16 protein-coding genes and 1 pseudogene are annotated in these 20405 nt (G+C 38.2%); 12 read left to right on the top strand and 5 right to left on the bottom strand.

Translation table 11 applies throughout. From position 1 onward, the window contains the following. Both OMU_RS14430 and rlmD read right to left on the bottom strand, forming a co-directional pair. Window positions 1–627: pseudogene (locus tag OMU_RS14430) on the bottom strand (ISL3-like element IS1476 family transposase); the annotation flags it as partial. Window positions 628–860: 233 nt separating this feature from the next. After that, window positions 861–2234 (bottom strand): 23S rRNA (uracil(1939)-C(5))-methyltransferase RlmD, encoded by a 1374-nt coding sequence (gene rlmD, locus OMU_RS14435; protein ID WP_016180623.1) that lies wholly within the window; start codon window positions 2232–2234, stop codon window positions 861–863. Window positions 2235–2407: 173 nt separating this feature from the next. Between rlmD and recX the strand changes: the two genes are divergently transcribed. From recX to ntdP, 3 genes are all read left to right on the top strand, one after another. After that, window positions 2408–3205, top strand: a complete 798-nt coding sequence (recX, locus tag OMU_RS14440; protein WP_016180624.1) for a recombination regulator RecX — start codon at window positions 2408–2410, stop codon at window positions 3203–3205. After that, window positions 3198–4349, top strand: a complete 1152-nt coding sequence (gene mutY, locus OMU_RS14445; protein ID WP_016180625.1) for an A/G-specific adenine glycosylase — start codon at window positions 3198–3200, stop codon at window positions 4347–4349. The genes recX and mutY overlap by 8 nt, the downstream gene beginning before the upstream one ends. A gap of 96 nt (window positions 4350–4445) precedes the next feature. Continuing rightward, complete coding sequence (gene ntdP / locus OMU_RS14450) at window positions 4446–4979, top strand: nucleoside tri-diphosphate phosphatase (RefSeq protein WP_010740416.1); 534 nt, start codon at window positions 4446–4448, stop codon at window positions 4977–4979. Between the two features lie 84 nt (window positions 4980–5063). Here the strand turns inward: ntdP and OMU_RS14455 are convergent, their stop codons facing one another. Further along, window positions 5064–5507: a GNAT family N-acetyltransferase gene (locus tag OMU_RS14455; RefSeq protein ID WP_016180626.1), complete on the bottom strand. Its 444-nt coding sequence runs from the start codon at window positions 5505–5507 to the stop codon at window positions 5064–5066. 76 nt (window positions 5508–5583) lie between these two features. Here OMU_RS14455 and OMU_RS14460 point away from each other — a divergent pair, with 76 nt between their 5' ends. The 4 genes from OMU_RS14460 (at window position 5584) to OMU_RS14475 (ending at window position 11783) form a co-directional block, all read left to right on the top strand. After that, a complete protein-coding gene (locus OMU_RS14460; RefSeq protein ID WP_016180627.1) occupies window positions 5584–6708 on the top strand; it encodes an AI-2E family transporter in 1125 nt (374 codons plus the stop codon). Between the two features lie 112 nt (window positions 6709–6820). Continuing rightward, on the top strand, window positions 6821–8197 hold the full coding sequence (locus OMU_RS14465; protein ID WP_016180628.1) for a hemolysin family protein: 1377 nt from the start codon (window positions 6821–6823) through the stop codon (window positions 8195–8197). A gap of 207 nt (window positions 8198–8404) precedes the next feature. Then, window positions 8405–9982 carry a peptide chain release factor 3 gene (locus OMU_RS14470; protein ID WP_016180629.1) on the top strand — a complete coding sequence of 526 codons (1578 nt, stop codon included), beginning with the start codon at window positions 8405–8407 and terminating at the stop codon, window positions 9980–9982. A 22-nt stretch (window positions 9983–10004) separates the two neighbouring features. Continuing rightward, window positions 10005–11783, top strand: coding sequence for a hypothetical protein (locus tag OMU_RS14475; protein ID WP_016180630.1), 1779 nt, complete (start codon window positions 10005–10007; stop codon window positions 11781–11783). A 26-nt stretch (window positions 11784–11809) separates the two neighbouring features. On the opposite strand, the gene OMU_RS14480 is transcribed toward OMU_RS14475, so the two are convergent. Together OMU_RS14480 and OMU_RS14485 are read right to left on the bottom strand one after the other, a co-directional pair. Continuing rightward, window positions 11810–12106 carry a DUF1827 family protein gene (locus tag OMU_RS14480; protein WP_016180631.1) on the bottom strand — a complete coding sequence of 99 codons (297 nt, stop codon included), beginning with the start codon at window positions 12104–12106 and terminating at the stop codon, window positions 11810–11812. 148 nt (window positions 12107–12254) lie between these two features. Beyond that, window positions 12255–14474 carry an ATP-dependent Clp protease ATP-binding subunit gene (locus tag OMU_RS14485; protein WP_016180632.1) on the bottom strand — a complete coding sequence of 740 codons (2220 nt, stop codon included), beginning with the start codon at window positions 14472–14474 and terminating at the stop codon, window positions 12255–12257. A gap of 440 nt (window positions 14475–14914) precedes the next feature. Between OMU_RS14485 and OMU_RS14490 the strand changes: the two genes are divergently transcribed. The 5 genes from OMU_RS14490 (at window position 14915) to OMU_RS14510 (ending at window position 20387) form a co-directional block, all read left to right on the top strand. Further along, a complete protein-coding gene (locus OMU_RS14490) occupies window positions 14915–15181 on the top strand; it encodes a phosphocarrier protein HPr (RefSeq protein WP_010740408.1) in 267 nt (88 codons plus the stop codon). Beyond that, window positions 15181–16908 (top strand): phosphoenolpyruvate--protein phosphotransferase, encoded by a 1728-nt coding sequence (gene ptsP / locus OMU_RS14495; protein WP_016180633.1) that lies wholly within the window; start codon window positions 15181–15183, stop codon window positions 16906–16908. The genes OMU_RS14490 and ptsP overlap by 1 nt, the downstream gene beginning before the upstream one ends. 249 nt (window positions 16909–17157) lie before the next feature. Next, window positions 17158–18201: an LTA glycolipid anchor biosynthesis glycosyltransferase, IagA/BgsA family gene (locus OMU_RS14500; RefSeq protein ID WP_016180634.1), complete on the top strand. Its 1044-nt coding sequence runs from the start codon at window positions 17158–17160 to the stop codon at window positions 18199–18201. A gap of 15 nt (window positions 18202–18216) precedes the next feature. Beyond that, on the top strand, window positions 18217–19455 hold the full coding sequence (locus tag OMU_RS14505; RefSeq protein WP_016180635.1) for a glycosyltransferase family 4 protein: 1239 nt from the start codon (window positions 18217–18219) through the stop codon (window positions 19453–19455). Between the two features lie 32 nt (window positions 19456–19487). Further along, on the top strand, window positions 19488–20387 hold the full coding sequence (locus tag OMU_RS14510; RefSeq protein ID WP_225844248.1) for an NAD(P)-dependent oxidoreductase: 900 nt from the start codon (window positions 19488–19490) through the stop codon (window positions 20385–20387). The last annotated feature ends 18 nt before the right edge of the window (window positions 20388–20405 follow it).

The following is a 20405-nucleotide window of genomic DNA, read 5'->3' on the forward strand; positions in this document are numbered from 1 at the left end:
CTTTCTAGGAAAGCGCAGGAAGTATTGAGTTAGTTTGTAAAGTCTGCGATCTTCAAGGATCGTAAATAGCTGATTGGTTGTCCCATCAACACAAATAAAACTCATGGAACCAGAAACAGACTTCATTGATTTGAACTCATCCATACACAACACCGTCGGAAGGAAGTTCATACGTGGCTGGTAATGCTTCGTTGCTTCACGCAAGATCCGTGTCACTGTCCCATCCGAGACGAAGTACTTCTTAGCGATTAGTTTACGTGATTGATTTTCGTACAGTTCCATGAGAATCGCCTGCTTCAGTTCCTTTGTTAGTTGATGATGTTCATCAACTAAGTCCGTTTTCGCAGAAAAGGTCCTTCCACAATCATGGCAGAGAAAACGGGTACGTTTTAATTCTAAAATAGTCAACTTTTCTTTGACTTTCAACATCTGAGTGCGTGTCGTATAGGAACCGTTGCGGATAATACGAATCGATCCACAGTGTTCACAATAGGAAGGAGAGTTATCCAATTTTCCTTTAATAAACTGCGCTTGAACGCCTTTATATTCTTTTTCAATCAGCCATTCTTCATCAAAAAATAAATGTTTATCTGTTAATCCGAGTAATTTTCTAGTATGATTATCCATTGAGAGACTCCTTTGGTAGGGTGACGTTTTGGTCGACTAAATTTTACCAAAAGTGAGTCTCTTTTTGAGTTGAAACGAAGAAAAAAGTGTTAGTAGAAAATCGCTTTCGATTTTCCACCAACACAAAATATTATAGAACCTAAAAAACGAGCGTTCCTATTTCTATCACGTACGATAGAAATAGGAACGCTTTGTTTTTATCGATTTTTCAAAAGCTGAATCTCTGATAGTTACTATTTTCTAGACATTTTTACGACAACCTCACAACGAGCTGTTTGTGGAAACATATCAACAGATTGTAAATAGTCTATATGATAGATTTTTGCAAGACTGACAAGATCGCGAGCCAAAGTGGAGACATTACAGGAAATATAAACCATTTGGGGACTTGGTGATTCTTGAATCGCCTTAAGCAATTGATTATCCAGACCTGTTCGTGGCGGATCAACGACAATTGCATCTGGCGAAAAGCCCTCCTTTAGCCATTTTGGTAATAAGCTTTCAGCAGTTCCGACCTCGTAACGGGTATTGGTTAGGTTCATTGCTTCCGCATTTTTCTTCGCATCGTCAATGGCTTGTGGGATTACATCCATACCCCGGACTTCTTTGGCTTTTTTAGCTAATGACAGTCCAATTGTACCAACACCGCAATACGCATCTACTACTGTTTTAGGCGTTGTTAAATCCAGAGCATTGATGGCTTCTTGATAAAGGATCTTCGTTTGCTGGGGATTCAATTGGAAGAACGCCCGCGGCGAAAGTTCAAAGCTGACTTCATTGATTTTTTCGTTGATAACTTCTTTGCCCCAAAGATGAATGGTTTCATCCCCCATAATGACAGAGGTTTTTTTCTCTTGGATATTTTGCATGATTGAAACAATTTCTGGCAAACGATTCGTGATTTCTCGAATCAATGCATTTTTTTGCGGCAGCTTCGGTGTTTTTGTAATCATGACTAATTGGACCTCGCCAGTTTCAACACCAATTCGAACCATTAATGTACGCAGAATACCGGAATTTGAACGTTCATCATAAATCGGCAGATCATATTTTGTTAATAAGTTTACTACCGTATTGATGACTTTTTGCGTTGTTGGTTCTTGGACCAAGCAATCTTTGATCGGAACCAATTGATGAGAATCCGCCTGATAAAGACCAGCTTCGACTTGATTGGTTCGTTTATTTTTCCGCAATTGAAATTGCGCTTTATTGCGATAGTGCCAAGGATCATCCATGCCAATTGTATTGCGCAATTCGAATTTTTGATAGCCTTCAGGTTTATATTTCTCTAAAGCTTGACGCAATAAATCTTTCTTAAAGTCTAATTGCTTGCTGTAGACTAGATGTTGAAGCTGACAACCGCCGCATTCTTCATAAACAGGACATGGGGGCGTGATACGATCGGGACTCTTTTTCGTAATTTTTACTAAGCGGGCTTCCGCAAAACGAGGAGTTGCTTTAGTGATTCGTGCGATAACCGTTTCATTTGGTAACGCACCAGTGACGAAAATAATCAGACGTTTGTAATAAGCGATGCCCTCGCCATTGATACCGAGCCGTTTTATTTTCAAGGTTAATGTTTGGTTAGGTTTAAGTTGAACAGCCATGGTTAGCCTCTTTCTCAAATTTTTTTCAGCTTTTTAAGCGCAATTCATTTTAGCATATTTTTATCGATTGGTTGATTATCTGTGATAGAATTAGTTTTTGTGAGGAGATTAATACTATTCTCCACTAGGCGGATGAGGAGTATATATAGAAATAGTAAATTGGAGGACATAAGATGCTGACGGTAGTAAAAATCAGTCAAGGTCGTGGACCTTACTATAAAGTAGAATTTTCTAATGGCGAAAAGCTGCGATTGTCAGAAGATACAGTTGTACGTCATCGCTTGCTTAAAGGCCAAGAGCTAGATGAGAAGATGCTAGATGAGATTAAGCAGGAGGGCAAAGAAGATCTGGGATTTCAACTTGCTTTAAATTATTTAAGCTATCAATTACGGACGGAAAAAGAACTTCGAACCTATCTAAAAGAGAATGAGATCGAAAGTGCTGATCGGCAAAAAATTGTTGTTCGTCTGAAAGAAATGGATTTACTGAATGATCTTGTCTATGGAGAAAGCTATGTTCGCACGCAAATGCGCATAGGAGATAAAGGACCACGAGTTTTACAGCAAAAGCTAAAACAAAAAGGGCTGAACGATACGGATATTCAACACGCGTTATATCTTTATGAAGCAGACGAACAATTTCAAGTTGCTGCGCATACAGCAAAAAAGGCGATGCGAAAATTTCATCATAGCAGCCCACGCGAAGTTCAACGAAAAATTCAGCAATTGCTGATGACAAAAGGCTTCAGCAGCGACATCAGTAAAAATGTATTAGCCGAACTTGATTTTTCTGAAATCGAGGAGCAAGAGACGGATGCATTAGAGCTTCAGGGTGAGAAGCTTTGGCGCAAGAATCAGCGATTTGAACCAGCAAAACGGCGACAAAAGGTCAAACAGAGTTTGTATCAAAAGGGATTTCAGCTAGATCAGATCGATGCCTTTATTCGTGGAAAAGAGGAAGCAGATGAGTAGAGGTTGGGAAAATTGGTCAGCTTCAGACGTGGAACAATTTCAAGAAGCTTTTCTAGAATGGTACCAGCAGGAAAAGCGAAATCTTCCATGGCGTTACAACCAAGATCCTTATCGCATCTGGATCTCGGAAATCATGTTGCAGCAAACACGAGTCGATACCGTGATTGATTATTTTTATCGATTTATGGAGCAATTTCCAACGATTCAAGCGTTAGCAGAGGCACCAGAGGACAAATTACTGAAAGTTTGGGAAGGGTTAGGTTATTATTCTAGGGCTCGTAATTTGCAGGCTGCGGCAAAACAGATTATGGAAGAATTCGGCGGAAAGTTTCCGAAAACGGTCGAAGAGATTCGTTCACTTAAAGGAATTGGACCATATACTGCTGGCGCTATTAGCAGTATTGCTTTCGAGATTCCAGAACCTGCAATCGATGGGAATGTGATGCGAGTCGTTAGTAGATTATTTTGTATTGAAGCAGATATTGCGAAAGCAAGTAGTCGAACCTTTTTTGATGAAGCGATGCGCAAGATCATTAGTCAAAAGCAGCCAGGCGACTTTAATCAAGCGATGATGGATTTAGGCTCCAGTATCTGTACACCTACGAATCCACAATGTGAAATTTGTCCGATTCAGCAATTTTGTCAGGCTTATCGAGAAGATCGTCAAACCGATTTTCCAGTGAAATCGAAAAAGCAAAAGCCAAAAGATGTGTATTACGTAGCTGGCATTATTGAAAATAAAGAACAAGAGATTTTTCTTCAACAACGCCCAGAAACAGGGTTATTAGCAAATATGTGGCTCTTTCCTTTAGAAGAAGTTTCAGTAGAACGATTCAGCGAATTGCAGGAGCAATATGATCCTAAAAGCTGGGATTTATTTTCTAGTTCACAGATTGCAGAAGACAGTCCTGATTTCTTTTCAGCTCAAAATATTATTTGGCAAAAAAAGGTTCTGGGAGAGGTTAAGCATGTCTTTAGTCATTTACGCTGGCATATTCTTGTTTTCTACGGTCGAAGTGCAGCACCTTTAACACTCAAAGGCCATTGGGTGAAAACAAATGAATTTTCTGGCTATGTTTTTCCAAAACCACAGCAAAAAATGTTGGAAGTTTTTGAAAATTATTTATCCGATGACAAAGATTAGTAGGCAATCTTTCATTTTATTGCTATAATAATTCTGATGTCGGTGTGATAACACCCAAACAAATGCGAAAATTTTTTCGCTGAGGGAAGGGTAGCTATGGGAGTTCCAAAAGAAGGAGAGTTTGTGACGATTAAAAGTTACAAGCACGACGGCAGTTTGCATCGAACGTGGCGTGATACCATGGTATTAAAAACAAGTGAGTGTTCACTGATTGGCTTGAATGACCACACATTGGTCACAGAATCAGACGGCAGAAGATGGGTCACTCGCGAACCAGCAATCGTTTATTTTCATCAAAAATACTGGTTCAACATAATAGCAATGATTCGAGAGAAGGGAGTTTCTTATTATTGTAATCTAGCATCACCTTATGTATTAGATGACGAGGCACTAAAGTATATTGATTATGATTTAGATGTCAAAGTTTTTCCCGATGGCGAGAAACGTCTGTTGGACGTGGATGAATATGAAGCCCATAGTCAGCAAATGCATTACTCTAAAGAAATTGATTATATTCTCAAAGAAAATGTCAAGATCTTAGTGGACTGGATCAACAATGAAAAGGGGCCTTTTTCTCAAGGCTATATTGATATTTGGTATGATCGTTACAAGCAATTGTCGCGAAAGTAGAAAGAAAAGGCTGTGCCAGAAATGGTACAGTCTTTTTTGCCAGCTTTTTATGAATGCATGGAAGTAGAAAAAAATTTTTTAGTTTTAAAATGTTTGCAGTTCTTTCTTCATATGCACATGATCAATTCCAGCGTCTTCAAATATTTCACCGTAAGTAATGTATCCTAGTTTTTTGTAAAATTTTTCCGCTGATAATTGTGCGCCTAATTCGATTGTTTTATAATGCTGTTGTTTGGCAAATGCTTCAGCTTCTGTAATGATTTCAGAACCTAGATTTTTTCTACGGTATTCTTTTAACACAGCCATCCGTTGTAATTTGAATGTATGGTCATTCAGAGGTAATAGTCGCACAGTTGCTGCAGGCTTCTTATCGTCGGTGTAAAGTACGAAATGAACAGAATAGGCTTCATTTCCATCGATTTCTAAATTAGCAGGAACACCTTGTTCTTGTACAAAGACTTTTTGGCGGATACGAACGGCATCGAGATAGATTTCGCTCATTGTATCCTTAGTGATTAAAATTTTCATAATGACACCTTCCTCAAGGGGATTTTCTTTCACATGATGTATACTATAAACTAAATCTAAAAAAAGGAGTAGATGAATGTTTGAGAAAATTAAAAATTCAAAATTAATGTTCTGGTCGGTTGAACTATTGATTATTGCCACATTGATTTTGGTTTCTTCAAAAATTGATTTTGTTTTTCAGCCGATAGGCACATTTTTTACTACGTTGTTCGCGCCGATTTTAATTGCAGGCTTTTTGTATTACTTATTGAATCCTTTAGTGAACTTACTAATGAAAATGGGTGTCAAACGCTTAGCAGCAATTGCATTAATCTTTATTTTACTGATTGGAATGATCGTGCTGATTTTTATGAGTATCATCCCTAATCTAGTTGAGCAGCTAGTTTCCTTAGCTAGGAATATTCCAGGATTTATCAGTAATATGCAAACTTGGTTGCAAGAATTGGCTAATAATGCGACACGTTTTCCGCTATTTAAAGAATTAGACGTTGACAAGTACATTAGCAATTTAGATGTCTCTGCAGGAAGCATAATCCAGCAGTCGTTAACGGGCGTGACAAACGGGTTAGGTTCAGTGATAGGCAAGATTACAACGATAGTCTTATTACTCGTCACGGTTCCCTTCATTTTATTTTATATGTTGAAGGACGGCGAAAAATTAGTTCCCAATATTGAACGTCTTTTCCCAGAAAAGCAAAGAGAAAATATCAAAGGACTCTTGCAGCAGTTAAATAAAACCTTGTCTGATTATATTAGCGGACAAGCAATCGAGTGTTTGTTTGTGGGAACATTTACGTTTCTAGGTTATCTGCTGATTGGCGTGGACTATGCGTTCTTATTTGGAGTAATCGCAGGATTGACGAATTTGATTCCTTATTTGGGACCGTATTTAGGATTGGCCCCCGCATTGATCTACACATTTTTTGATTCGCCAACAAGAGCCTTACTCTGTATAGTGGTTGTAATTATTGTGCAGCAGATTGATGGGAATGTAATCTACCCGAATGTAATTGGAAAATCGTTGAATATTCATCCACTAACGATTATTTTAATTTTATTAGTAGCCGGAAATCTTTCTGGCATATTAGGTGTCTTTTTAGGTGTTCCTGTTTATGCTATTTTACGCACATTAGTTGTTTTTGTGGTTAAAATAGTTAAACAAAGCAAACAAGAAGAACGAGAGCAAGAATTTTTAAGTTAGCAAATCGCTCTTTATTCGGAAAAGATTGCATAAAAAGAAGCGATGTGATACGATTTTATCGTGGCCTTTGTGCCACTTTTTTTACACTTAAAAATAAGGAGCGAATGCAATTATGAATGCTGACCCCGATAGTCAGTCGTTAATTTTACAACTAGGTTTATTAGTAATTTTGACGTTAATCAACGGATTTTTAGCTGCAGCTGAAATTTCGGTGGTGTCGGTCAATAAAAACCGAGTAGAACAAAAGGCGGATGAAGGAAACCCAAAATCAAAAAGATTATTAGAGGTTATTGAAAGTCCGAATAATTTCTTATCAACGATCCAAGTTGGGATTACTTTAGTCAACATCTTGTCAGGGGCCTCCTTGGCTGATAGCTTGTCTGCTCGTTTGACGCCTTTATTAGGCGGAAGTGCGATTGCGCGGACAGCTTCTGCGGCGATCGTCATGATATTATTGACCTATGTATCAATTGTATTTGGAGAATTATATCCCAAACGAATTGCTATGACCAAGACCGAGGAAGTCGCACAATTTACCTCTGGCGTGGTTCGTAAATTAGGAGTAATCACAAAACCTTTCGTTTGGTTGTTAACGGCTTCAACAAACTTATTGGCAAAGATTACGCCGATGAAGTTTGATGATGAAGACACTAGAATGACCCGTGACGAAATGCGTTATATGTTAGAAAATGAAGGTGTGCTGGACAACGACGAGATCGAGATGCTGCAAGGTGTCTTTTCATTAGATACAAAGGTCGCTCGCGAAGTAATGGTTCCTCGAACAGATTCCTTCATGATAGATATCAATGATCCAGTATTGGAAAGCATTGATGAGATTTTGAATGAAAGCTATTCACGAATTCCAGTATATGATGATGATAAGGATAAAGTTGTAGGGATTTTACACACTAAAACCTTATTGAAGGCAGCTCGCCAATTCGGTTTTGAAAATGTCAATTTACAAAAGATTTTACAAGAACCGCTATTTGTGCCAGAAACCATTTTCATTGATGATTTATTATATGAATTGAAGAAAACCCAAAATCAAATGTCGATTCTACTTGACGAGTATGGTGGTATGGTAGGATTAGTCACATTAGAAGATTTGCTTGAGGAAATCGTTGGAGAAATCGATGATGAATCTGATGAAGTTGAGAAGCTTTATGAAAAAGTCGGGGACAACGAATACTTGATCAATGGGAAGATGCTGATTGACGAGTTCAACGAAGAGTTTGGTTTGAACTTGCATATGAGTGACGTCGATACGATGGCAGGATATCTGATCACAGCTTTGGGAACAATTCCTGATCAAGGGGAAAAGCTTTCGTTTGATGTTGACGATTTGACTTTGATCTCAGAAGAAATGGAAGGATCTCGTGTTTTGACCTTGCGTGCAATTTTCCATCCGGAAGAACATGAGAATGCTGAACCAGAAGAAGAACGTCGCCTATTTACTAAGGATTTTGAGGATGACGAGCCTCGCCGTTAGATAAATGATAACTAAACAGGTCTTAATCTCTTATTCGGAGATTAAGACCTGTTTTTTTCAAAACTGCTTTTTCCTAGATTTTTAAAAATGCCTGATAATGTATGCGTTAGGCAACATTTAAGAATGAGCGATTCAACTTTCCAATAGAGTAAAATCCATGCTATACTGATTGGGTTGAAATTTGAAAGAGATGAATGGAGCAATAGAATGAATAATCCTAATTTAAAACAACAAGTGGACAGCCGTCGTACCTTCGCGATTATTTCCCATCCGGATGCTGGTAAGACGACCATCACTGAACAACTATTATTATTCGGCGGAGCGATTCGCCAGGCGGGAACAGTTAAAGGGAAAAAAACTGGAAATTTTGCGAAATCTGACTGGATGGATATTGAAAAGCAACGGGGAATCTCAGTGACGAGTTCTGTGATGCAGTTTGATTTTGAGGGAAAACGAGTAAACATTTTAGATACACCAGGGCATGAAGACTTCTCTGAGGATACCTACCGTACATTAATGGCAGTCGACAGTGCCGTAATGGTTATTGATAGCGCAAAAGGAATCGAGGCGCAGACGAAAAAGCTTTTCCAAGTTGTTAAGCGTCGAGGAATTCCGATTTTTACTTTTATTAATAAGCTGGACCGCGATGGCCGCGAACCATTAGATTTATTAGAAGAGCTGGAGGAGTTATTAGATATAGAGTCTTATCCTATGAATTGGCCGATAGGTATGGGAAAGGGCTTAGAAGGAATTTACGATATCTATAACGAACGAATTGAATTTTATCGCCCTGAACAATATGAAGGGGAACGATTTGTAAAGTTGACGGATGGTGAAATCGCTGGGGAACATCCATTGAAGGAGAAATCAATTTATGAAGATGTGATCGGTGAAGTGGAATTAGTTCGAGAAGCTGGAGATCAATTCAATCTTGAGAAAATTCAACGAGGAGATCAAACCCCTGTCTTCTTTGGTTCTGCATTAACCAATTTTGGTGTTGAAACATTTTTGGAAACATTCGTTGATCTTGCACCGAAACCGCATGCTCATAAAACAGAAGAAGGAGAGGCAGTCTCTCCTTATGAAGAAGAGTTCTCTGGATTTGTTTTCAAAATTCAAGCTAACATGAATCCAAATCATCGTGATCGGATTGCTTTTGTTCGGGTATGCTCGGGTACTTTTGAACGTGGGATGGATGTAACCCTTGGTCGTACCGGTAAAAAAATGAAATTAAGTAACGTTACCCAATTTATGGCGGATGCTCGTGAAAATGTCGAGGAAGCTGTTGCCGGCGATATTATTGGAGTCTATGATACAGGAAACTATCAAATCGGAGATACTTTATATGAGGGAAAACTGAAAGTCGCTTACGAAGAGCTGCCATCTTTTACGCCTGAATTATTTATGAAGGTTACTGCTAAAAATGTGATGAAACAAAAATCCTTCCACAAGGGAATTTATCAATTGGTTCAAGAAGGTGCGATCCAGCTGTATAAAACCTATTTAACAGACGAGTATATTATTGGCGCCGTGGGACAGTTACAGTTTGAAGTGTTCCAACACCGCATGCTAAATGAATACAATGCGGAAGTAGTTATGACACCGATGGGTAACAAAATCGCTCGTTGGATTGATCCAGAACAATTAGACGAACGAATGAGCTCAAGCCGCAATATTTTGGCGAAAGATCGTTTCGATCAACCACTATTCTTATTCGAAAATCAATTTGCGATGCGCTGGTTTGCAGATAAGTATCCAGATGTAGAATTGAAGAGCTTGATGTAAAAAGATTAGAAAGGGATTTTTGATGCAAAAACTAAAAAGTGATACGACTTTTGCTTTAAAAAAAGTGATACGACCAAGTAATTTATTCTGGTTAATTATTTTGATCGTGTTAACGATGTTTCGCCTAATGTTGAGCATAAAATCCCCCTATTTTATCAATTTATTTGCTGGTTATGATGATCAATTATTTATTCATTACAGTGAAGAATTATTAAAGGGAAATTGGCTAGGTGAATATTCAACAAAAACCTTATCTAAGGGAGTATCTTATTCGTTTTTCATGGTTTGGGCTAATAAGCTACACCTGTCGTATGGATTTCTTTTGGGTCTGTTCAATATATTCGCTAGTTCGATAGCAGCAATCGCTTTACGACCATTACTAAAAAATCGGTGGATTCTAACGTTTGTTTATACATTCTTTTTATATTCACCAGTGACTTTTACGAGTGAATATAGCACTAGAATTTATCGGAATACGCTCGTGGTTCCGGCTGTTTTATTAGTAGTTGGTTGCCTTATTGGATTATATTTTAGAAGAAATGGAAAGCTAAAACCGTTTATTTTGTGGTCTCTGGGCTTATCAATAATTTTTTCTTTTTATTGGTATATACGAGAAGATTCATTATGGTTGTTACCGTTAGCGAGTGTCGGTTTATTGATTATTGCCGGCTCTGTCATTTTTGAAAATGATTCTAGCTTCAAAATCAAAAATATCCGTATAGCTATCAAAAAATTCTACTTTACGAAAAGGCAATTGGCTAAGTTAATTTTTTGTGTGTTACCCTTCGTTTTGCTTTTTTCTACAACAAAGTTACTTGAAAAAATAAACGAAGAGCATTATGGAATCGCCGTGGTTAATGACCGGACAGGTGGAGCTTTTGCCAATGTCTCAAAGCAGTTAATTCGCATGGATGATGGGACAAATTTGAATCAAACGAACAGCAAGGTCTGGGTATCAAAAAAAGCATTGAAAAAGGCTGAAGCGGCTTCACCGACACTTAAATCAATCGAAAAAAATATTGACTGGATTTATCAAGGAAGTCCTTGGAGCGGTGGCGAAGATATCGCTGGCGATATCATCTTTTGGGCATTAAGAGATGCTGCAGATCAGGCTGGGTATTATAAGGATGGAAAAAAAACAGAACGATTTTGGGAAAAAGTTGACACAGAATTAGCCAAAGCATACAAAAATGGACAAATTAAAGAGAAAAAAGAGATTTATCTTACTGCTACGGGAGACGGCAAATTAATGAAAGACCTGCCATCAGTAGGGGATTTCATGCAAAGCGGTTTGAAGTATAATCTTTTTTACAAAAACTATGGTCAGGGATCAGACACAACCCTTGGGCCAAAAGAGGATGTAGCTAAAGCAGAAAAATTACTAAATCAATCTTTTGCTGAAAACTGGCAAGATGTGAATAAGCCTCGTTCTGAGCCGGTTAAAATTACAAATTCTGCCAAGTTATCTAATCGTATCATTCAAATTTATCGTGATTTAAATCCAATTTGGTTAGTTTTATTTGGATTTGGGGTTTTAATAATCTTAGTGGGCAGCCTTTTTTCAAAGGCACAGTTAAAAATTTTTCGCGGATTGTTATTGCTCTTACTAGGATTAACATTGTCATATTTAATTTTTATTATTGGTGTTTCATGGTTTTGCTCTTGGGCACCAGAACGTAAGGATATGTTTATGATGATTTATACAGGGGCAGGTGTGCCAGTGATTCAATGGATTGAAATTTTGGCCTTTGTAGGAATTCTACAATTACCGATTATTGCTAAGAGAATCAACAAAAAATAGTTGAAGCTAAGTTTTTTTAGCTCCAACTATTTTTTATTGATCGACATTTCAATTAAACCAGGGGACTCCAAGTAAGAGATATTTGCGAAATCATAAGTTCCCTTGTCTAGTTTTCTTTTAAAATATTTATGTACAAAATCAACTTCTGATGGCAGGATGTTTCGATTATCGTTTTTTAATACAATTTCGGCATGCTTATAGGCATCTGTATAAATCACAGTCGTATTGCCGATTGTATAGACTTTAATCATGTTTGCATCAGTGTTTTCCAGTTGATTATAAACCAATTGCGAATGACTATTGGTCACGTTAATAAGTTTCATCCTGAAACACCTTCTTCCTAAACCTTACTCCATAATGTAATTATATAAGAAAGATTAAGAAAAAAGAAGGATGTTGCTCACTTTTATTAGAATATTTGAAAAATTTGGTAAAAAGGAAAGGATTCTCGCGATAGAGAATCCTTTCCTTTTAAACTTTATCTTCTTTGGCTAAGCGTTCAGGCTTTGACGTGATCACAATACGATCTTCTTTATCAAGCTTTGCTTTTAGATCGGTAATCGTTGGATGATCTAAATAGAATTCAGCGATTCCGTCCTCGATATTTTCTTGAATCGTCCGACGTAATGGACGAGCCCCCATTGCAGGATCATAGCCAAGATCTACTAATTTTTCTTTGACATTATCTGGTACATCAATATGAAGTTTTTGCGAAGCCAACATTTCGTTGACATCATCTAGCATAAGCGAAACGATTTTCATCAAGTTTTCTTTTGACAGTGAGCTGAACTCGATGATACCGTCAAAACGGTTTAAGAACTCAGGAGCAAAGAAGTCTTTTAGTTGACCCAAAACAGAGCGGGTAGTTCCTTCTCTTGCAGCTCCGAAACCGACATTGGCTTCGATCTTGCCAGTTCCAGCGTTACTAGTCATGATAATAATCGTGTCCTTAAAGCTGACTGTTCGACCTTGAGAATCAGTTAAACGTCCATCATCAAGAATTTGCAAGAACATATGAAGTACATCAGGATGCGCCTTTTCTATTTCATCTAGTAAGATTAAACTGTAGGGATGACGACGAACTTGCTCGGTCAATTGTCCAGCTTCTTCGTATCCAACATAACCTGGAGGAGAACCGATCAATTTAGAGACACTGTGTTTTTCCATATATTCACTCATATCAAAGCGAATCATGGAATCACTAGAGCCAAATAGTTCTTCAGCTAGTTGACGAGCCAGCTCAGTTTTACCAACACCAGTAGGTCCAACAAACAGGAAAGAACCAATTGGACGATTTTTCTTATTCAAACCGACACGATTACGACGAATAGCTTTAGCTACTTTATCGACTGCTTCATCTTGTCCAATAACGTGTTGCTTCAAGTCGACGGCAAGATTCTTCAATTGTGTTTGTTCTTTTTCTTTAAGTTCGCCCACTGGAATGCCAGTCCGTTTTTCAACGATCTGCTCCATGTCCTTTTCAGAGATGACCGGTGTTTCTTCATCCGTCAATTGACGATCTTTCATTTTTTGCAATTTATTGATTTGATCACGGTAGTAAGCGGCTTTTTCAAAATCTTCTTCTTGAGAAGCTTGTGATTTTTGTTGTTCAGCTTCCGCTAATTTCTTGTCAATCGTCTTTGGATCGACGATTTGAATCGTTAAGTTTTTCTTTGAACCTGTTTCATCTAGCAAATCAATGGCTTTATCCGGTAAGAAGCGGTCTTGAATGTAACGATTTGAAAGCTCAGCTGCTGCTTTGATAGCATCATCCGTATATTTTACATGATGATAATCTTCATAGCGTGGTTGTAAACCCTTCAAAATTTCGATCGTTTCTTGAACAGATGGTTCTTCCACTCGAACAGGTTGCATCCGACGTTCTAGCGCCGCATCTTTTTCAATGATTCGGTATTCGTTTAACGTGGTGGCGCCAACCATCTGCAATTCGCCACGAGCTAAAGCAGGTTTTAAGATATTACCAGCATCCATGTTGCCATCTCCGGCGGCACCCGCACCAACAATTTCATGTACTTCATCGATGAAGAGGATAATATTTTCAGCTTGACGTATTTCTTCGATCAATTTCTGCATCCGTTCTTCAAATTGGCCACGGATTCCAGTACCTTGAACAAGCGAAGCAACATCCAAACGGATAACATCCTTGTCCATTAATTTCTGTGGTACATCGCCGTCAACGATTTTTTGAGCCAATCCTTCAACAACCGCTGTTTTACCAACACCGGGTTCTCCGATAAGAACCGGATTGTTTTTTGTCCGGCGATTTAAAATTTCGATGACGCGTTGAATTTCATCGTCTCGACCAACGACTGGATCGATATTTCCTTCACGAGCCAATCCTGTGATATTAATTCCGTATTCACCTAATAGACCGCCACCATTATTCCGGGGTGGTTGATTGTTAATACCATTTCCGCCACCGAATTGGGTAGGTGGTGTTTGATCCGCAGCTCCTTGACGCTGTTGCATTTGTTGGGACATAGAGCGGAACAAGTCATCTAAACTTCCAAAACCAAAAGGATCATTTCCTGCCATTTGCGGCGCACCTCCAGCTTGATTCTTCAATTTTTGATAGCAATTTTGACAATAATCTAATTGCTTTCGTTGACCATTGACATTTGCATATAAATGAATCGTTGCTTCATTTTCATGACAATTTTGGCAAAGCATTTTTTTCACCCTTTCAACAGTTAATTGTTTCTTCCATTGTACATCGAGTAAGCGAATCTCGTAAAAAGATACGCTGATCAGTTGTTTGACTTTTACTGACCTTAAGAATAATTATAGCGAGAATCTCAATAAATGCAAACAGTTTGTTTCATTTTTTAGCAGACAGAGATATAGAGTGCTAAAATGAATGGACAATTACTTTTTTCGCAAGTCATAGTTGTTATGTAAAAAAGATGAAAACAAGAATAATAAGGGTTTAAACAGTTAATCAAGATATTTTAAGAAAGGGCATACAAATTGAGAGAATAAATCGATTAAAATTGTTGTATCCACCGCAAAAAAATGGTAATCTAAGAAAATGAAGGGCTCAAAAAGATGGATGTTATCATTAAAGCCCTAACATAAAAAAACATTTTTTTTTATAAAGGAGAACGGTCAATATGGAAAAAAAAGATTTTCACGTAGTAGCAGAAACAGGGATTCATGCACGTCCCGCAACTTTATTGGTGCAAGCTGCAAGCAAATTTAACTCTGATATTAACTTAGAGTATAAAGGAAAATCAGTTAACCTTAAATCAATCATGGGAGTTATGTCTCTAGGTGTTGGCCAAGGCTCTGACGTGACTATCTCTGCTGAAGGTGCTGACGAAAAAGAAGCAATGGAAGCAATCGTAGAAACAATGAAGAAAGAAGGATTATCTGAATAATGGTTGAATTACTAAAAGGTATTGCCGCAAGTGACGGAGTTGCCGTTGCGAAAGCTTATCTGCTAGTACAACCGGATTTATCTTTCAAACAAAATAATGTAGAAGACACTGCTGCCGAAGAAAAGCGTTTAGACGACGCTTTGGCGGCTTCTTCTGCTGAATTAGAAAAAATTCGGGATAAAGCAGCGAAAAGCTTAGGTGAAGAAGAAGCACAAGTTTTTGATGCTCATTTAATGGTTCTTTCAGATCCAGAAATGATTGGTCAAATTAAGCAACATATTCAAGATAACAAAGTGAATGCTGAAAGCTCACTTAAAGAAGTAACTGATATGTATATTGGCATGTTCGAGGCAATGGATGATAACGCTTATATGCAAGAACGTGCAGCGGATATTCGCGATGTAACGAAACGTGTTATGGCGCATTTATTAGGAGTATCTTTGCCAGATCCATCAATGATCGACGAAGAAGTTATCGTTGTAGCGCATGACTTGACGCCAAGTGATACTGCTCAACTAGATAAAAATTTTGTTAAAGCCTTTGTTACTGATATTGGCGGACGGACGTCTCACTCAGCAATTATGGCTCGTTCATTAGAAATCCCAGCAATCGTTGGTACGAAAGAAATCACTTCTAAAGTAAAAGAAGGCGATGTATTGGCAGTTAATGGAATCATCGGTGAAACGATCGTTAACCCAACTGAAGAACAAGCGGCTGAATACAAAAAAGCTGGCGAAGCTTACGCAACGCAAAAAGCAGAATGGGAAAAATTAAAGGATGCTGAAACAGTTACAGCTGATGGCAAGCATTTTGAATTAGCAGCAAACATCGGTACACCAAAAGATCTTGAAGGCGTTCATAATAATGGCGCTGAAGCAATTGGTTTGTATCGTACTGAATTCTTATACATGGACTCTTCAGATTTTCCAACAGAAGACGATCAATTTGAAGCTTACAAAGCCGTTTTAGAAGGCATGGGCGACAAACCAGTCGTAGTTCGTACAATGGATATCGGGGGAGACAAAGAATTACCTTACTTGACTTTACCTCACGAAATGAATCCATTCTTGGGTTATCGTGCATTGCGTATTAGTCTATCCGAACTAGGCGATGACATGTTCCGTACACAATTACGTGCATTGTTGCGCGCTTCTGTTCATGGTAACTTACGCATCATGTTCCCAATGGTTGCGACATTAAAAGAATTCCGTGCAGCGAAGAAAATGTTCAACGAAGAAAAAGAAAAATTGGTTAAAGAAGGCGTGGAAGTTTCTGATACGATCCAAGTCGGAATCATGATCGAAATTCCAGCTGCAGCTGTACTAGCTGACAAGTTTGCCAAAGAAGTTGATTTCTTCAGTATCGGAACAAATGACTTAATTCAATACACGATGGCAGCTGACCGTATGAACGAACGCGTTTCTTACCTTTACCAACCATATAACCCATCAATTCTACGCTTAATCAAAAACGTGATTGATGCAGCGCACGCTGAAGGAAAATGGGCTGGTATGTGCGGCGAGATGGCCGGCGATCAAACTGCTGTTCCATTGTTAATGGGTATGGGCTTAGATGAGTTCTCTATGAGTGCTACATCTGTGCTTAGAACTCGTAGCTTGATGAAACGTCTAACAACAACTAAGATGGCTGAATTAGCTGAAAAAGCATTGAAAGAATGCGACACAATGGAAGAAGTTCAAGAATTAGTAGAAGAATATGTAAAATAAAAATGGTTTATTGAACCGTTGCCTTTTAAAGGCAACGGTTTTTTACATATCTTCTTAAAAAAACGAAGCAAACGTTTTCATTGTAAAATCAGACTATAGGTTGAGAAAAAGCTGAAATGCTTATGATATAATTGATTTGTTTTAGAAGGAAGTCAATTTTCGATTTGCTTACTGCTTTAAGAAGTGAATCGAGAAAATAAAGATAATTATGCAAAGAGTCATCATAGTGAAATGTAGAAGGAGGCGCTTATGAAAATATTATTATACTTTGAAGGTCAGAATGTAATTGGTAAATCTGGCATTGGTCGAGCGCTTAGCCACCAAAAAAGAGCGCTAAGCTCCATTGGCATTGATTATACATTGGACCCTAAAGCGACTGATTATGATATTTTACATATTAATACGTATGGACCGAAAAGCTTACGTTTAGTAAAAAAAGCCAAAAGACTCGGTAAAAAAATTGTTTTTCATGCACATTCAACTGAAGAGGATTTTCGAAATTCATTTGTTGGATCGAATCAGCTTGCGCCCTTGTTCAAAAAATGGCTTGTCTCTTTATACCAACAAGCAGATCATTTAATTACGCCGACACCCTATTCAAAAAAATTGTTGCGCAGTTATGGCTTAACTCAGCCGATCTCGGCTATTTCAAATGGGATTGATTTAAAAAAATACTATCCTGACGAACATAAAGAAGCAGCCTTTAGGAAACATTTTAATTTGACGGAAACGCAAAAGGTCATCATTTGTGTGGGACTCTTTTTTGAACGCAAGGGAATTCTAGATTTTGTTAAGATTGCAGAGAAAATGCCTGAATATACATTTATTTGGTTTGGTGATGTACCAATGATTTCGATCCCGGCGAATATTAGACACGTTGTAAAAAAAGCACACCCAAAAAATGTTATTTTCCCTGGCTATATCAATGGAGATTTGATTGAAGGGGCCTATTCGGGAGCTGATTTATTCTTCTTTCCTTCTTATGAAGAAACTGAAGGGATTGTTGTACTAGAAGCCTTAGCTAGTCAGCAGCAGGTCTTATTAAGAAATATTCCTGTCTACGATGGTTGGATGGAGGATCGAAAGAATTGCTATATGGGGGATAACAATCAAGAATTTGAACAATTGATTCATCAATTAGTCAATCATCGTTTACCTAATCTTTCTATGGCTGGTTTTAGAACAGCTCAGGAAAAAAGTATTACGCAAATTGGTGAAGAGTTGAAATCTGTTTATCAAGCGGTTTTGGAGCTGCCGTATGATCATCAGGTCTATGCAAAAGTTACAAAATAGTTTGGAGGAGTGGACGTGCGGATCGGTTTTTTTACAGACACTTATTTTCCCCAGGTCAGCGGGGTAGCAACATCAATTAGAACACTAAAAAATGAACTGGAAAAGCAAGGCCATGAGGTTTATATTTTTACGACGACAGATCCCGATGCAGATGAATTTGAAAAGGATATTGTACGTATGCCTAGCGTTCCTTTTATATCCTTTACAGATCGGCGGATTGTAGTCCGTGGTCTTTGGTTTGCTTATCAAATTGCCAAGGAATTAGAATTAGAGATCATTCATACACATACAGAGTTTGGGACCGGATTTTTAGGGAAAATGGTAGCAAATCGTTTGCGTATCCCAGTCATTCATACCTATCATACGATGTATGAAGACTATCTTCACTATATTGCGAATGGGAAAGTCGTAAGACCATCTCACGTTAAACATTTCATAAAAATGTTTGTTAATCATTCAACTGGCGTCGTGTGCCCTAGTAAACGTGTGGTGGACACACTAAAGCGTTATGAAGTTGATGTTCCAATGCGAATTATTCCTACAGGCATTGATGTATCTAGATTTTCACGACCTGATATAACGAAGAAAGATACAGATCAGCTACGGGATAAGTTAGGATTACACACAGATGATTTGATGATTTTATCATTGAGCCGGATTTCTTATGAAAAGAATATCCATGTCATTGTTCAACAATTTCCGGAGGTTTTAATGAGTTATCCTAACGCTCGACTAGTAATTGTTGGCAAGGGGCCTTATCGTGAAGATTTAGAAGAGTTAAGTCGTCAATTAGGTGTCGAAGACTATATACAATTTACTGGAGAAGTTCCTCATGAGGATGTCGCATATTATTATCATGCTGCAGATTATTTTGTTAGCGCCTCTACTTCAGAGACACAAGGCTTGACTTACGCCGAAGCAATTGCGTCGGGGACACAATGCATTGTTGAAGGAAATGATTACTTAAATCAATTGTTAAACGATGAGTCTTTGGGAATCACATTTGAACAGGATGCGGATTTTAGTGAAAGTTTTGTTAGTTATGTTCAACAACAGATCGCTATAGATCCTAGGGTCCAACAAAAAAAACTAATGGAAATTTCGGCTGAGCGCTTCGGTGATGAGATGATCAAGTTCTATCAAGAGATGATTGCTTATTATGCTGAAAACTATACGGAAGTAAGATTGCCTAGTCGAACAGTTCAAAAAATGCGGGTTCGAATTAATTCCCTTAGAAACAACGAAGATAAATAAAGCTGAAATCCACCTCTTCATGTATACTGGAGGTGGATTATTTTTTATTATGGAGGGTTAATAGCATGAGAATAGGATTTATCGGTACTGGTGTAATGGGAAAATCAATCGTTAAACATTTTTTAGCAAAGGGTCATGAAGTGATGGTGTACAATCGTACAAAAAGCAAATCAGATGAATTAGTTGCCCAAGGTGCGATTTGGCAAGAGACACCAGCAGAAGTTACGAATGCTAGCGAAATTATTTTTTCAATGGTAGGTTATCCTAGCGATGTAGAAGAAATTTATTATGGCGCAAACGGAATCTTCTCAGTAGAGGTTAAAGATAAGATTTTGGTTGATTTAACAACTTCAACTCCAACACTGGCTGAAAAGATTTATCAAACAGCTAAAAAAGAGGGCGCAGCAGCTTTAGACGCTCCGGTATCCGGGGGAGATTTAGGGGCTCAGAATGGAACATTATCGATAATGATAGGCGGAGATCAAGCAGTATACGATAGTGTTGTACCTCTTTTCGATATTATGGGCAAAAGCTATTCTCTTCAAGGAAAAGCTGGTGCTGGTCAGCACACAAAAATGGCAAATCAGATCATGATTGCTGGAACGATGACGGGGATGACAGAAATGCTGGTCTACGCTAAGGCGGCGAACTTAGATGTAGAGAAAGTTTTGGAGACATTAGGTGGCGGCGCAGCACAAAATTGGTCCATGAGCAATTATGCACCACGGATTCTAAAAGCTGATTACTCCCCTGGCTTTTTCGTCAAACATTTTATCAAAGACTTAAAAATTGCTTTAGATGAAGCAGAGAAGATGCACTTAAACCTTCCTGCAACAAAATTAGCGACTGAATTATATGAACGGTTAGCTGACCAAGGATTCGACAATGACGGGACACAAGCATTAATTAAATTATGGTGGTCGAAATCTTAAGTTAGATTTAGTAAAAAA

This window comes from Enterococcus avium ATCC 14025 (assembly GCF_000406965.1).
GTDB lineage: Bacteria > Bacillota > Bacilli > Lactobacillales > Enterococcaceae > Enterococcus_A > Enterococcus_A avium.